The organism is Nostoc sp. (assembly GCF_036919675.1).
Taxonomy (GTDB): domain Bacteria; phylum Cyanobacteriota; class Cyanobacteriia; order Cyanobacteriales; family Nostocaceae; genus Nostoc.
The window spans coordinates 21,397-35,722 of sequence record NZ_JBALCP010000102.1 but is presented as its reverse complement, the minus strand read 5'-3'; the positions used below and the strand labels follow the sequence as shown (position 1 = coordinate 35,722).

13 protein-coding genes are annotated in these 14,326 nt (G+C 41.5%); 6 read left to right on the top strand and 7 right to left on the bottom strand.

The annotated features are described in order from the left end of the window. Positions 1 to 34: 34 nt before the first annotated feature. Entirely contained in the window at positions 35 to 202 is a 168-nt protein-coding gene (locus V7K49_RS22465; RefSeq protein WP_335207548.1) for a hypothetical protein, read from the bottom strand. Between the two features lie 27 nt (positions 203 to 229). Next, entirely contained in the window at positions 230 to 1,579 is a 1,350-nt protein-coding gene (locus V7K49_RS22460) for an ATP-binding protein (RefSeq protein WP_335207547.1), read from the bottom strand. Positions 1,580 to 1,893: 314 nt separating this feature from the next. On the opposite strand from V7K49_RS22460, the gene leuC reads away from it, so the two are divergent. The 4 genes from leuC (at position 1,894) to V7K49_RS22440 (ending at position 6,490) form a co-directional block, all read left to right on the top strand. Then, positions 1,894 to 3,297 carry a 3-isopropylmalate dehydratase large subunit gene (leuC, locus tag V7K49_RS22455; protein WP_335207546.1) on the top strand — a complete coding sequence of 468 codons (1,404 nt, stop codon included), beginning with the start codon at positions 1,894 to 1,896 and terminating at the stop codon, positions 3,295 to 3,297. A gap of 95 nt (positions 3,298 to 3,392) precedes the next feature. Next, complete coding sequence (leuD, locus tag V7K49_RS22450; protein WP_335207545.1) at positions 3,393 to 4,001, top strand: 3-isopropylmalate dehydratase small subunit; 609 nt, start codon at positions 3,393 to 3,395, stop codon at positions 3,999 to 4,001. 135 nt (positions 4,002 to 4,136) lie between these two features. Then, positions 4,137 to 6,059 carry a DUF4209 domain-containing protein gene (locus tag V7K49_RS22445; RefSeq protein ID WP_335207544.1) on the top strand — a complete coding sequence of 641 codons (1,923 nt, stop codon included), beginning with the start codon at positions 4,137 to 4,139 and terminating at the stop codon, positions 6,057 to 6,059. After that, positions 6,056 to 6,490 (top strand): type II toxin-antitoxin system VapC family toxin, encoded by a 435-nt coding sequence (locus V7K49_RS22440; protein WP_334865415.1) that lies wholly within the window; start codon positions 6,056 to 6,058, stop codon positions 6,488 to 6,490. Before V7K49_RS22445 ends, V7K49_RS22440 begins: the two co-directional genes overlap by 4 nt. 308 nt (positions 6,491 to 6,798) lie before the next feature. Here V7K49_RS22440 and V7K49_RS22435 read toward each other — a convergent pair whose 3' ends face one another. Then, on the bottom strand, positions 6,799 to 7,986 hold the full coding sequence (locus V7K49_RS22435; protein ID WP_335207543.1) for an FAD-dependent monooxygenase: 1,188 nt from the start codon (positions 7,984 to 7,986) through the stop codon (positions 6,799 to 6,801). Between the two features lie 129 nt (positions 7,987 to 8,115). Beyond that, positions 8,116 to 8,310: a hypothetical protein gene (locus V7K49_RS22430; protein WP_335207542.1), complete on the bottom strand. Its 195-nt coding sequence runs from the start codon at positions 8,308 to 8,310 to the stop codon at positions 8,116 to 8,118. Positions 8,311 to 8,569: 259 nt separating this feature from the next. Here V7K49_RS22430 and V7K49_RS22425 point away from each other — a divergent pair, with 259 nt between their 5' ends. Further along, entirely contained in the window at positions 8,570 to 9,031 is a 462-nt protein-coding gene (locus V7K49_RS22425) for a DUF3598 family protein (protein WP_335207541.1), read from the top strand. Between the two features lie 222 nt (positions 9,032 to 9,253). Beyond that, the gene (locus V7K49_RS22420) at positions 9,254 to 9,472 is read left to right on the top strand and encodes a hypothetical protein (RefSeq protein WP_335207539.1); all 219 of its coding nucleotides are present in this window, start codon (positions 9,254 to 9,256) and stop codon (positions 9,470 to 9,472) included. 502 nt (positions 9,473 to 9,974) lie between these two features. On the opposite strand, the gene V7K49_RS22415 is transcribed toward V7K49_RS22420, so the two are convergent. From V7K49_RS22415 to eboE, 3 genes are read right to left on the bottom strand one after another with little or no spacing between them, the layout of a single operon-like run. Beyond that, a complete protein-coding gene (locus V7K49_RS22415) occupies positions 9,975 to 11,447 on the bottom strand; it encodes a catalase (protein WP_335207735.1) in 1,473 nt (490 codons plus the stop codon). Then, positions 11,434 to 12,813: an alkaline phosphatase family protein gene (locus tag V7K49_RS22410; RefSeq protein WP_335207537.1), complete on the bottom strand. Its 1,380-nt coding sequence runs from the start codon at positions 12,811 to 12,813 to the stop codon at positions 11,434 to 11,436. Before V7K49_RS22410 ends, V7K49_RS22415 begins: the two co-directional genes overlap by 14 nt. A gap of 15 nt (positions 12,814 to 12,828) precedes the next feature. Further along, entirely contained in the window at positions 12,829 to 14,055 is a 1,227-nt protein-coding gene (gene eboE, locus V7K49_RS22405) for a metabolite traffic protein EboE (protein ID WP_335207535.1), read from the bottom strand. Positions 14,056 to 14,326 lie beyond the last annotated feature (271 nt).

Genomic DNA, 14,326 nt, shown 5'->3' with positions numbered 1-14,326 from the left:
CCCATTCCAAATCAACGAAACGCTTACGCTGTATTCATTTTGACTTTTGACTTTTGACTTTTGATTTCCGCCTTGCGGTACTAGCGTCTTCAAAATCGTTGTTTTCTACGGCTTTATCCGAGGCTGAATACAATTCTTCTGTGATTTGGTGCAGTTGTGCATAAGCTTTTAACAAAACATTTTTGGTTTCTGGTTTCATCATCTAATTATTCATCGATTCCCTGATTCCTCATTGCAACTCCCTTGCTTCAGCCAAAATGGGATTAACATCAAACCAAGACTCGCTACCATCCCGATATTCAAACACAAACCGACTGCGGATCAGTTTTTGATATCCGTGGTCATCACTCACTTTTTTCCTTTCCTTGACATGACGTAACAATTGCCACTCATCATCAGAAATCGGCAACATTATTTCATTCCGCCGAGAACGAATAACTTGCTCTAAGGTTGCACGGGTTAGGGGAAGACTCATTTCTTCCATAATCCAGGTATTCAGCAGCCTCAGCACGTCCCGCACATGACCACCGCTCATTTTACATAACCGCTCTAGGCTAGCAGCACTATCAAAAATCTCGGTAGCTTGATTTAAACGCTCCTCTGGTGTCAAGTCAGGAAAAGCTCTCGCTAATACCATCTGCTGCATCAGTGCCATTCCCTCTACATGAACACTACCATCAGTCCTTTGTACAGGTACCATTGGTAACACCTTGGGATCTTCTGGGAAACGCTGAGTCAGCATTCCGTAATCATTGGAAAACTTCAAAGCCAAGGGCATGGTGTAGAGGAGATGACAATTAAGCTTCGTCAAAAACTCACCCTGATCGACAAATAAATATTCCTGCTGCGGACGACCCCAAGGTTTGGCACGATTATCTATGCGGTCAAGATTATCGACAATTACCACCAGACCATTTTTACCCTGCTGTTTGAGTTTAGCGATCGCAGGTTCCAACAATTCTTGATTAATCGCTTCCAGCAGTTTAGTTTTTTGCGGTGCCAAATACTGATTGAGTTTTTCTCGTAGCGTTGGGTCATTTTTCATCTTGGTTGTGATTTCACCAATACCCACAGATAGAGAAAGCTTTTCTTTTTCAGAGGTGACACCAAAATCGCCGACATGGGGAACCTTAACTTTTACCCCCGTCACCTCGGAGTTTAAGACCTTCCAAGCCCCTTGCAGCAACTCATTAAACTTATTGGGTGACTCCAGTGTAATTTTATCCAGACTTTGACTCACCCGACGAGCGATCGCTAACAGCACATCAGCAATATCAACATCAGTCATTTCCAGGTCATCACTGGACTCAAAATAAACCACATGGAAACCTAACTTTTCCAGTTCTGCCTGTAACCGTAATAGTTCTGTCGATTTCCCACAACCAATATGCCCAGTAAATAAAGTGCAGGTGGGTTCATTGGGCTTAAAAAAAGTAATTTTCTGCTTCAACTTGCCAAGAATATCACCACCTCGGACTGAGGAAAAATCGATGTAATACTTGCCATCAGAGCTATTGTTGACAAACAGAGTTCTGCTGGGATCGCTAGCCTGATAAAATTCCCGTAAATCTATGGGCATAATCCTGGTAGTGCAATTATCTCGTATTGTCCTAGATATCCTTGTTCAAGAGGATAAAGTTATTTACATCTTTGCATCTCAATATTTCGGAGAATTTTTGCTTTTATTGGTTCAAAGGTGATATTACCTCTCTTCTCTCTTCCTCTGTGTTCTCAGCGCCTCTGCGGTTAGTTAAGGAAGATTGAAACCACAGAGGCACAGAGCGCACAGAGAAATAAGAGTGTAAAGATGTAAGTAATATTAAGTGATCTGCAAAAACCTAGACTCTTTTTTGATACTATTTAAGACCGGACTCTTTAAATATTGATTGACGTATGAGCAAAGGTACCCTGTTTGATAAAGTTTGGGACTTACACACCGTTGGTACACTTCCCTCAGGGCTGACGCAACTATTTATTGGGCTTCACCTAATTCATGAAGTCACCAGTCCCCAGGCTTTTGCGATGTTACGCGAGAGGGGCCTAAAAGTACTGTTTGCAGAGCGTACCGTTGCCACAGTCGATCATATTGTGCCCACAGAAAACCAGGCACGTCCCTTTGCCGATAGCTTGGCAGAGGAAATGATCCAGGCGCTGGAAAATAACTGTCAAGAAAATAACATAACTTTTTACAATATTGGTTCTGGCAGTCAGGGTATAGTTCATGTGATCGCTCCAGAACTAGGAATCACCCAACCAGGAATGACGATCGCTTGTGGAGATAGTCACACTTCCAGTCATGGGGCATTTGGTGCGATCGCATTTGGTATTGGTACTAGCCAAGTCCGGGATGTTCTCGCTTCCCAAACTCTCGCCCTTTCTAAACTGAAAGTCCGCAAAATTGAAGTTAACGGCACTCTCAACCCAGGAGTTTTCGCCAAAGATGTCATCCTGCATATCATCCGCACCCTTGGCGTTAAAGGTGGCGTGGGCTATGGTTACGAATTTGCAGGTACGACATTTGAACAAATGAATATGGAAGAGAGGATGACAGTTTGCAATATGGCGATCGAAGGCGGTGCTAGATGCGGCTATGTCAATCCTGATCAAGTCACATACGATTACCTCAAAGGCAGAGATTTTGCACCTAAAGATGCAGATTGGGATAAAGCAGTGGCTTGGTGGGAATCCATCAAGAGCGATGCTGATGCCCAGTACGATGATGTAGTCGTATTCGACGCTGCTGAAATTTCTCCTACCGTTACCTGGGGGATTACTCCCGGCCAAGGTATCGGTGTCAACCAGTCAGTGCCTCAACCTGAAGAACTGCTTGAAGAAGACCGATTTATTGCCGAAGAAGCTTACCGCTACATGGATTTATATCCTGGTCAACCCATCAAGGGCACCAAAATAGATGTCTGCTTTATTGGTAGTTGCACCAACGGCAGAATTAGTGATTTACGGGAAGCTGCGAAAATCGCCAAAGGTCGCCACGTTGCAGAGGGAATCAAAGCCTTCGTTGTCCCTGGTTCTGAAAGGGTGAAGGAGGAGGCGGAAGCTGAAGGACTGGACAAAATCTTTGAGGAAGCCGGATTTGAGTGGCGTGAACCGGGATGTTCCATGTGCCTGGCCATGAACCCCGATAAGCTACAAGGAAGACAAATCAGTGCTTCCTCCTCTAACCGTAACTTTAAAGGAAGACAGGGTTCATCCTCCGGTCGGACATTGTTAATGAGTCCGGCGATGGTCGCCACTGCTGCGATTAAAGGCGAAGTCTCTGATGTACGTGAGTTACTGTAACCCTACTTCGTGGCATTGAGAAGTCTCTTAAACTTCTCTTTCTTTCTTTCCTTCCTTCCTTTGTGTTCTTTGCGGTTCGTTTTTTATAAAAATATATGGTGAGTGAAGTTAAAACAGTTTCAGGGCGCGGTATACCCTTAGTGGGCAATGATATAGATACCGATCGCATAATTCCCGCCCGTTATTTGAAAGCCGTTACCTTTGATGGGTTAGGTGAAGGTGCGTTTATTGATGACCGGACAGCACTTAAAGGTGAACATGCCTTTGACCAACCCCAGTACCAAGGCGCGAATATTTTAATAGTCAACCGCAACTTTGGTTGTGGTTCATCACGGGAACATGCACCCCAAGCGATCGCCAAATGGGGAATCCAAGCTTTAATCGGTGAAAGCTTCGCCGAAATCTTTTTCGGTAACTGTGTGGCAATGGGCATACCTTGTCTGACAGGCGATGCTGTTACTGTTAAACAACTGCAAGAGTTAGTGGCTGCCAATCCTCAAGCTGCCGTGACAGTAAATCTGGAAACTTTGCAAGTGCAGATTGGTGATTACACTGCCGCAGTTGCGATCGAAGAAGGGACTAGAAGCACATTTATTTCTGGGACTTGGGATGCTTGCGGTCAGTTGGTGGCGAATGCTGACCAAGTTCGGGCAACAGCGGCAAAATTACCCTATGTCGGTTGGGGCAATTTAGCCGCGAGTTAGTATTCTCTCGTTCCCTGGTTCTGCCGGGGAATGCTAATTTATAGATTTTGCCTAAATTATTGAGCTAAAGACTAACAATAGCCTGATTTATTTCAGATTTGGCATAGTAGATATAGAGCTAAGTAATTCTAGACTATGCCATTAATAAACCCTCCTCTCACTAAAGAAGATTTCATTAACACTCGTTGGCTAGAAGTAATTAATAGCAGCGAAACAAAAGAGTGTCTTGCTTACAACAGAGTCTTTTGGAACAAAGCACAGGAAGCAAAAGAGGTAGGTAATATCAGAGAACAGGCCGTCTTTGAGACTCTGGCGTTCGTAACTGGTGCTGCAATCAAGCCAGAATCAACAGAGGAGTTTTTTGCTGAAGTTTTCCAAAATCTTACTGATGAACATTTAAATTTTCTTACTGAAATTGCTCCTGAAGTCTCAGAGCCAGAACTTCAAGCACGAATTGCGGACATTCTTTGGGTCAAAAAGCGCAATTATCGAATGGCACAGTTAGCAGTTACAGCCTACTTACAATCTGCTACAGAGTTAGAAGATCCTGAAAAGTGGAGTTGGTGTTTCGAGAGGATTGAACGGGCACTTCGGCTAGCACGCAAAATTAATTATCAAGCTGAATTAGTTCTTGCACACATAGAGGCAGTCCTTGCTCGCTACAACGGAGAAGATCCACTGTGGCTGTCAGTAAAGCTTATGGAGCTTTTACAAGAATACAAACTTGGTAATCCAACTAAATATGCTGCTCTTGCTGAAAAAGCAGCAATTATAGCGGAATCTTCCCAAGATTGGGATAAGGCAAGAAACTACTGGGAAATTAAAGCAGAATGGCATCGCATTGACAAAAATGCTGAACAGACACACGCAGCGCGAATGCTTGCTGCTGAAACTTATATAAAGGAAGCTGAAGATTCATTGACAAAACACCCTCAGCCTTATTTGAAGGCATCAGATGATTTACAAAAGGCGTTTGAAGCATTTGAAAAATTAAAAAGCCAAGGTACAGAGGAAGAAAAAGCAGCAGCAAAAGCTAGATCCGAGGAAGTTCGTAAGCTTCTGCCACAGTATCAAAAACAATCCTTGAATGAGTTAATAACAATATCTTCTCAGTTTAATATCAGCACTGAGGTGGAACAAGCCAAAGCCTATGTTAAGGGCAAAAAATTTCAAGATGCAATATTAACCTTGGCTCTTTTGGGGATTCCATCTAAAGTTTCACACCTTCGACAAAAGGTGCAGGAGACAGCTTGGTTGTCCCGGTTTACGCCAATAACAATTATGAATGAGATGGGTAAGGTTGTAGCACGTCAATCTAGTGATCCAGATGAAGCAGAGAAAGAAATTCGTTTCGAGATGTACAGGATTGCAGTTGACTATCAAAAACTTCACACCCTAGCTTATATTGAGCCAGCCAGGGAGCAAATAAACCTGGAACATAATGTACAACTAAAAGACTTATTTGCAATAGTTTCAAACAACCCCTTTGTACCACCAGGGAGAGAATATCAGTTTGCAAAAGGGCTTTACGCTGGACTAATCGGAGACTTCTTCACATCCACTCATATTCTCATTCCTCAAATTGAAAATTCTATCCGTTATTTACTCCGAAGGCAGGGTGCGTTACCCTCAAAAATTGATATTGATAAGGGAATTGAAGATGAGCGTGATTTGAATACTACTCTTTTCCCCCGCAATTATTCAGAAATAAACTCAATTTTTAATGAAGATGCACTTTTTGATATTCAAGGCTTGCTAATTGAGCGTTCAGGTTCAAATTTAAGAAACCGTATGGCTCATGGTTTAATTAATGATAGTGAGTTCAACAGCCCTATCATGTCTTACTTATGGTGGGTCACATTACGGCTTTGTTGTTTGCCAATGTTGAAACATGAACAGCAGGTTGAAGAGTCCAATCCTTGGGTTAAATTTGATAGTATTTTCAAAGATGACCCACTTTTTGATGATTTTGTAGAAAATATGGCTGCAAATCGACGTGAATTAAATGCAGAAGTCGCTGCTTATGAAGCTTCTTTAGAGGAGAATCAGTCAGCTTGAGCCTATATATCCTCGATACCGATCATGTTACTCTTTCTCAACATGGTAATTCTAAAATTCTGCAACGCGCTCAAACTGTCGGAAGTTCCAACATATTTATTACAACAGTCACACTCGAAGAACAATTGAAAGGCAGACTAGCTTCTATCAGCAAATGTGCTACTAAACCAGAACTGCTAGCTGTTGCTTATCGAAATTTGCGAATAACTCAGATTTACTTTTGTAGTATGAATTTGTTGGATTTTGATGACCCGGCATACAATTCCTACCAGAGTTTGCGCCAGCAAAAAATCCAGGTAGGTACACAAGACTTAAGAATTGCTGCGATCGCTCTCGCTAACCAGGCAATTCTCGTTACGCGTAATCACAGAGACTTTAGCAAAGTTCCTAATTTATCTCTTCAGGATTGGACTATGGACGGGTATTCTTAAAAGATGGACATCGGATACACAATAATAATTTATCTGCATACCCTGTGAAATATAGAATATAAATTTATTATCTAATAAAAATTAATATTTTGATTAAGTTAGATTAAGCTTATGCGAATAATTCTCAACTAGGTAACGAATTTGTTGTGTTTGAGGACTTGACTAAAAACAGTCACTTTTGATATCCTCAAATTACTCGATAAGATTAGCACCTGCTATAACTTTTTCAGCTAATTGTCGAGGTTTTTGTTACTACTTTGAAAAAAAGTAGCAATGCCTTCCGCAATCCAACTTAATAATACTAAAATTTAACTTCTTATAGATGGCTTGTAATTATACAACCATTTAGAAAAATCTTCATTGAGCGTTATTTGACGTTGCTCTGTCTGTCCAGGAGATGTTGATGTGTCGTCGTAGTAGCGCATCTCACCCCAGCCACTACGAGCTTGGATGATTTTTGTCCGCTCAAGGCGACGCTGTTCGTAGTTAGTGAGAGCTTCTTGAAGATTAGCTGACTGGGAAAAACATTCTCCCAGTTCGTATGCATCTTCAAAAGTGGTATTTGCTCCCTGTGCCATCGCAGGTGCCATTGGATGAGCAGCATCGCCTAAAAGTGTGACTCTGCCTTGGCTCCAGTGAGTTAACGGAGAGCGATCGCAAATCGGCCCCTCCCAAATTTGCTCGGCTGGTGTCGCTTGGACCACCGCCCGAAAGGATTGATCCCAGTCGGCTAATTCATGGAGAATACGAGATTTCACTTGATCAGCACTGTTGGAAAGAGAGTACTCAGGTGATAATTTCCGACTAATCCAACTGGTATAGCCGCCGCCCACATTGAGAATGTACATGAACTGTTTATTGCCTTTAACAAAAACTAGTTCATAATCATTAAATAGCTCGTGGTGATACTTGATGACGGCACGCCAACACATACTACCAATATAATTAGGCTTACCCTCGCCAAATAAAGTTTCTCTAATTACAGAGTTGACGCCATCAGCCCCAATCAGCAAATCTGCATATACAGGTTTTTCGCCATCAAAATGAATTTCCACACCTTTTTCATCTTGATCAAAGCTGATACAGCGATGATTGAGGTGAATGATGTCAGATGGCAATCTAGAGGCTAGAACTTGCTGCAAACGATACCACCAAATAGTCAATAATGGCTGTCCGTATTGCTCCAAGTATTTGGTTGCATTAGTTCGGATTGTTTCTCCCTGAATATTCTTTAAAACCGTGTGGTGAACCTCACATCCTGAACTTTTGAGGGTTTCGACTATTCCCGGCGCGATCGCATCTAAAAAATTCAAGCCGTTAGGAGCCAGTCCTAGTCCAGTTCCAGCCGGACGAAATTCTTGTGCTTTTTCATAAACTTGAACGTCTATCCCTTGGCTTCTCAATGCTATAGCAGCAGCCAAACCACCTGGGCCAGCACCGACAATGGCAACTTTTTCTACTATCGGTTTGGATAATTTCTGAATTAGATTTTCCATGTTATTAGGTTAATTAGATGGGCTAAAACAATATTTAATAGGGAATTATATCAAATCTTGAATAGAGATTTTCAAATATAAAATTTTTGGATATGATCCAAATGTATTTAGAGCCTACCTCTAACATTACTATGAATCATTAATTCTGCCATTGCGATCACTCCGAAGTGTATCCGGCTTCTCTTGCATCCCAATTATAGCTTTACTACGTGACGGGGTGGCTGTAAAGCTTTGAGCCACAATCATAATCCACAATACAATTGCCATCCCAGCTTCAATCTGCACAATTAAACCAATTCGCAATTCGCAATTCGCAATTCGCAATTATATTTTGTAACGGGGATTTAACCCCGACACAAAACGTGCTGCCACAAGAGACAGGGGACTTAAACCCCTAAACTTTGTTAAAACTTGTGTATGAGAATTTGCCAACACGCCCGATTAGCTTGTGGAATACGGAATATGGCTGTGCTAGTTTTGTGAAACTCTGTGAGTGAAGAAATATAAAATATTTTTCCATGAGTGCCGCTCTTTAATGTATAAAGTAAAAACTGGTAGAAAAACTTTTTTTTGTATTAGCAATATGCCAAAACAATTGAGCGATTTTCAGATTTTCCCCAAACATATTGGCACTTGGTCAGGTTACTTGACAAGAATGGATAATAATGCTCAAGAAACAGAACGTTTTGAAGCAGAAATTACACAAAAGATAGTTGACAATCAATGGTTACAAACCAATAGTTACCATTATGCCGATGGTAAAATTGTCACCCACAGTTTTGTTGGTAAGGTAATTAGTAATGATGAAATAGAAATAGAAGCAATAAATGTTCCCTCATGGGAAAATATCACCGCTATTGCTCGTGAACATGGAGATAGCATTATCCTTTTTAATACCTGGAATAAAGCGACGGGACAATTATTGATAACGGAAATGATTAATCTTGTAAATAACGATAATAGATGTCGCACTAGCCAAATTTTTACAGAAGATGGAAAATTAAAAGGCATAACGTTAATAGTTGAGAAGCGGATTTCTAGTTGAAAACTTGATGAGGAATTATTGACCAAATTTGGCGCTGGATGGATAAAATATAATGTAACGTCAGTTCGGGTTAAGGACTAGATTTGGGTGATTTTACTTAGGTTATTTCCATAATAAAAAGGCGCGATTTCTAATCGTCAGGTGTGAGTCAAATCTTACTTGTCATAATTTTAGGACTCAAATAAAATAACTTCAAACTCACTTACCCAGAAATTGAAAATATTGGGTTCACAGGAAGTAGACTTATCACTGAACGTTAATAATATCTCCTACAGCCTGAAGCTACAATCTCGTGTTACTTTACTGGATGCGCTTCGGGAAAAGCTAGGTCTGATGGGCATTAAAAAAGCTTGCGATCGCGGTGAATGTGATGCATATACTATTTTAGTTAATGGTCGGCGAATTAACTCTTGTATGACTTTAGGGACTAACAAAAAATAAATTATCCAAAATTATTTGTATATTTGTAGGGGCGCAAGGCCTTGCGCCCCTACAAAGCTTTTCTTTAGTAGTTACTATTGATTTAGTCATCTTTGAGATGACTTTCGCTATTAGCCGTAGGTTTTTAACCTATGGCGGGTGATGGTTCAGGCGCGAGATTGGAAATCCATCTGTATTTAAATAATTGCGGAATATTGGCTAGACTACAAGTCCGCCTCAGAACGAATTCTGAGGCTCATAGCTCAAGTCAGCTTAAGCTGACTAAGTACAGTTTTGTGTAAAAGCGTAGCGTTTTTAATGCAGGGGAACGCATTAACATTTCAAGGGAATGCATTGGCATTGCATTGAGACGCATTAACAATGCAAGGTATTGCCAAATTTAATTCGCTACGAATTAGTGAAATGTTGTACTAAATTCTTGACAAAAAGAGGCAAGGGGGCAAAGGAGAAAAACGATTTTCAGTACAAGCCCCTGCCTCTAATTAACTTTTGCCTAGTGGTACTAGATAGCTACAGGTTGAGCAGTAGCACCCAGCATTGACGGATCAATTGAAATGCCTAACCCCTCAGCTACACGACGACCATAGGAAACATCCGCCCGGAAGAAGTGGCAAAGTTGACGCATCTGGATGTCCAGCCTTGCTTGACTGAGACTGCCGACGATATTATCAGCAAGACGCTCTTGCTGGTCAGGAGTCAGTAACCGATAGAGATTACCTGCTTGGGTGTAATCGTCGTTTCCTTCACGATGATTGTAACGATCAACGGTGACATCACCCAGATGGGTAGATGGCTCTGCATAGGCTGGATTTTCTTTAGGCGTACCCTCAGCACTATTCGGTTCATAGTTAGGAGTGCTACCACCGTTATTTCCTGACGCCATAAAGCCATCTCGCTGGTAATGCATCACTGGACATTTGGGCTGGTTGACGGGTAGTTGCTGATAGTTACCACCCAAGCGATATCGTTGAGCATCTGAGTAAGAGATAATGCGAGCTTGAAGCATTTTGTCTGGAGAGAAACTAACACCTGGGACTACCGCACTAGGGCTAAAAGCGGCTTGCTCAACTTCGGCGAAATAATTCTCAGGGTTACGATTTAGTTCTAATATCCCGACTTCGATTAAGGGATATTCACCTTGCTTCCAAACTTTCGTCAAGTCAAAAGGATTATCAGGATGTTTTTCCGCTTGCTCCTCGGTCATCACTTGAATACACATCCGCCATTTGGGATAATCTTTGTTAGCGATCGCTTCAAACAGATCATGAGTTGCATGATCGGGATCTTCTCCTTTGATCTGGGTCGATTCTTTCTCTGTCAAGGTTTGATGCCCTTGCAGAGTCTTAAAATGAAATTTGCACCAGACGCGATCGCCCTGAGCATTAATCAAACTGAAGGTGTGGCTACCGAAACCGTCCATGTGTCGAAAGGTTTTCGGAATTCCTCGGTCTGAATACAGGATTGTCACCTGGTGGAGCGATTCTGGACTGAGTGACCAAAAATCCCACTTTGCATTCTGGTCTTTGCAATTGGTTTGAGGATTGCGCTTTTGGGTATGGATGAAATCAGGAAATTTGAGAGGGTCACGGATGAAGAAAATAGGGGTATTGTTGCCTGTAATATCCCAGTTGCCCTCTTCAGTATAAAACTTGATGGCAAAGCCTCTAGGGTCACGTTCGGCATCTGCTGAACCCTTTTCTCCCCCAACTGTAGAAAAGCGCAGCAAGACTTCGGTTTTTTTGCCAATCTCAGAAAAAAGTTTCGCTTTCGTATACCTGGTGATGTCATTGGTAACAGTAAAAGTACCATGAGCCGCAGCACCTTTGGCATGGACAACGCGCTCAGGGATACGTTCCCGATTGAAATGAGCCAGCTTTTCTATCAGGTGGAAATCCTGTATTAATAGAGGGCCACGGGGGCCGGCGGTGAGGGAGTTTTGGTTGTTGGCAACAGGGATACCGTCAGCACTCCTGATTTAAATGTTTGAGAATCAACGAGCAAACATCTGTAGGCTCAATTTGATTTTCATCAACTAGGTGAGTTTGATGGGTGATAAATAGAGGCCCTTCGGCTAAAGAAGTGGTAATGTGACCATGAGAGCCACGTACTAAGGAAGCATCGAGAGGAATCACATCCATTAAGTAGCGAAAACCTAGTTGTTTCTTAAGTAACTTGAGAGCAACTTTTACTTGAGGCAATTTCATCTGCGGATCGAGGAAAAGTTCTACAGGATCGTAACCAGGTTTGCGGTGGATATCGACAGTTCTAGCAAAATCAGGCGCTTTGGCATCATCGAGCCAATAATAATAGGTAAACCAAGCGTCAGGTTGAGCGATCGCCACCAACTCTCCCGATCTAGGATGAGCAAGATGGTAGGCTTGCTTACCTTCTTCATCCAATACCTGCGCCACGCCTTCAGTTGCTTCTAAAAGCGATCGCACTTTTGGGATGTACGCTGGATCATTCACATATACATGAGCAATTTGGTGATCGGCAACAGCAAAGGCAATGCTAGCACCAAAATCGAGCAGTTCTCGCCCCAATTCCTCCCGCACAGCGATTAAACCGTTTTCCCTTAATACGCGGTTGATATCCACTGCTTTGGAGACTGGCGTGATGCCATACTCAGAAAGAATAATTACCTGAATATTTCGTGCTTGATAATATTTAATTAAATTGCCACAAACAGCATCAATTTCTCGCAAATCAGCTTGGATTTGTGTTTCATTATTACCAAATCGTTGCAAACAGTAATCTAAATGTGGCAGATAAACTAATGATAAAGTGGGGCTGTAGCGTTCCTCAATCCATTTTGCGGAATTGGCAATCCATTGACTAGAACTAATAGAAGTTTTTGGTCCCCAAAAATCGAACAGAGGGAAGTTACCTAAATCAGATTGAATTTGCGATCGCACATCACTAGGATGGGTATAAATATCAGGTAATTTTCTGCCATCTGCGGGATACATTGGGCGCGGTGTAATTGCATAATTTACTGAAGAATACATATTGTACCACCAAAAAAGGTTAGCACAACTGAAGTTTGGATCTATTGATTTAGCTATTTCCCAAACTTTAGGAGCCTGCACTAGTTTATTAGATTGTCGCCAAAATTTAACCTCACATTCATCGCGGAAGTACCAACCATTAGCGACAATTCCATGCTCATCAGGCAATTTTCCTGTTAAATAAGTAGCCTGAACTGAACAAGTCACAGCAGGTAACACTGTTGCGATCGGAACTACCTGCCCTTTAGCCGCCCAAGAAGATAAAAACGGCGTATTTTCTCCTAGTAAACTGGGCGCTAATCCCACGACATTTAGAACAACCGTTTTCTGCATAAAATTAATCTCCTCTTAATTGGCGGCAAATTCTTTTAATACCCACTCATATTCCCGCTGAATAGAAGTCAGCAAATCTATCTTCATTTCTGATGGCAATATATCCCAGGTATAAGTCTCAATTTCTAAATGTTGGCAAGCATTGTTTGTTTGAAGTAGATGCAAAACAGTAGCAATGTCATCTTGCGTAGACTGCAAAATTTGATAATCATGAATAAAAATTGGCACATGGAAGTGAGTGCGCCATTCTTCAGCTAGAGATTTTTCTACGTGTGGTAATGCAGTTATTAAGTCAGGATAGTGATCCAGTGTACCGTCACTCCGACGTTCTATTACCTGGTGAAGATAAGTAGATTCAGCAAAAGGACGTAAACGCTCAACTATCAAACTACGTTTCTCAATCTCAGCAGGTATTTTTACTTTAATTGCGGCACTGATTTGAATTTTGCCAATCTTAATTCCTGCCGATTGCAAACGTCCAAATACAGACTGAGGCTGCTCATATTCAACTGAAAAATGGCAGGTGTCATAGCAAACCCGAACATGTTCTAGCAATTTAGTCTCTGCTAAACTCTGCTCAATATTTAATTTTTCTGATAAGTAATTCCCACCAATTGGCAATAACCAATTGTGATAGAAATCAATTACTTCTGAGGTATTTTCAATTAATCCATCAGGCTCAGGTTCTAAATCAATATGGAGTATCTTTCCTGTTTCTTCGCAGATGCGAATCATTTCTGTGACAACTGATGCTATATTCAAACAACTCTTTTTCATAACTGTTTCAAAAGTTGCTTGGTCTTCTTTGCACCAAGGTTTATAGGATAATGGCAGTGTAGAAATTCCGCCATCCAGTCCTTCTGGTAACAGAATAGCTAAAATTTGTATTAAGTTTAATGTATAATTTACCCTTTCTTGTGTAGACCAATCTGGTGCATAAACTTGGTCTTTTACCACCTGTCGATGGAATCCGCCATAAGGAAATCCATTTAAGGTGAAAACATATAAATTTTCTTGAGTCAGCCAATCTTGGAATTGAGCTAAATTATTACTTTCTAAAAGTTGTTTGGCGGCTGCATCTGCTAACCTTAAACCAATCCCAAAAGGTTCTGTAGGTGATAAACTTGACTTGAGATTGGGAACATATTTTTCTAAATTGGCGAAAACCTCTAGCCAACTTTCACCAGGATGAATATTGCTGCAATAAGTTAAATGAAAGTTGCTGTCTTTTGTAATTTTCATTTTCTAGCTTTATCCCCTATATATGCTAAGAATCTGTTTTCTTGGATTTAGACAATTTCAAAAAATACCCGCTACATATTCATGGGTATGGGCGCACATCTATCATTGGTGTCAACTTAAGCTACAACCCCTTTAAAATCTCGTTTTCAGCCTCTGGCTGGAAATGCTCTTTCATTGCGGTTCTGCCGCTAGTCTCGAGGCGGAGCCTCTTAGGCATTCCCAGTCTCTGACTGGGAACGAGACGACGAGACAATCTCTAAAACCTTGTTCT

Bases quoted from the DNA above. Each gene is read 5' to 3' on its own strand.
- leuD (WP_335207545.1), top strand. From the start codon at position 3,393: ATGGTGAGTGAAGTTAAAACAGTTTCAGGGCGCGGTATACCCTTAGTG.
- V7K49_RS22435 (WP_335207543.1), bottom strand. From the start codon at position 7,986: ATGGAAAATCTAATTCAGAAATTATCCAAACCGATAGTAGAAAAAGTT.
- V7K49_RS22410 (WP_335207537.1), bottom strand. From the start codon at position 12,813: ATGCAGAAAACGGTTGTTCTAAATGTCGTGGGATTAGCGCCCAGTTTA.
- V7K49_RS22445 (WP_335207544.1), top strand. From the start codon at position 4,137: ATGCCATTAATAAACCCTCCTCTCACTAAAGAAGATTTCATTAACACT.
- leuC (WP_335207546.1), top strand. From the start codon at position 1,894: ATGAGCAAAGGTACCCTGTTTGATAAAGTTTGGGACTTACACACCGTT.
- V7K49_RS22465 (WP_335207548.1), bottom strand. From the start codon at position 202: ATGATGAAACCAGAAACCAAAAATGTTTTGTTAAAAGCTTATGCACAA.
- V7K49_RS22425 (WP_335207541.1), top strand. From the start codon at position 8,570: ATGCCAAAACAATTGAGCGATTTTCAGATTTTCCCCAAACATATTGGC.
- V7K49_RS22460 (WP_335207547.1), bottom strand. From the start codon at position 1,579: ATGCCCATAGATTTACGGGAATTTTATCAGGCTAGCGATCCCAGCAGA.
- eboE (WP_335207535.1), bottom strand. From the start codon at position 14,055: ATGAAAATTACAAAAGACAGCAACTTTCATTTAACTTATTGCAGCAAT.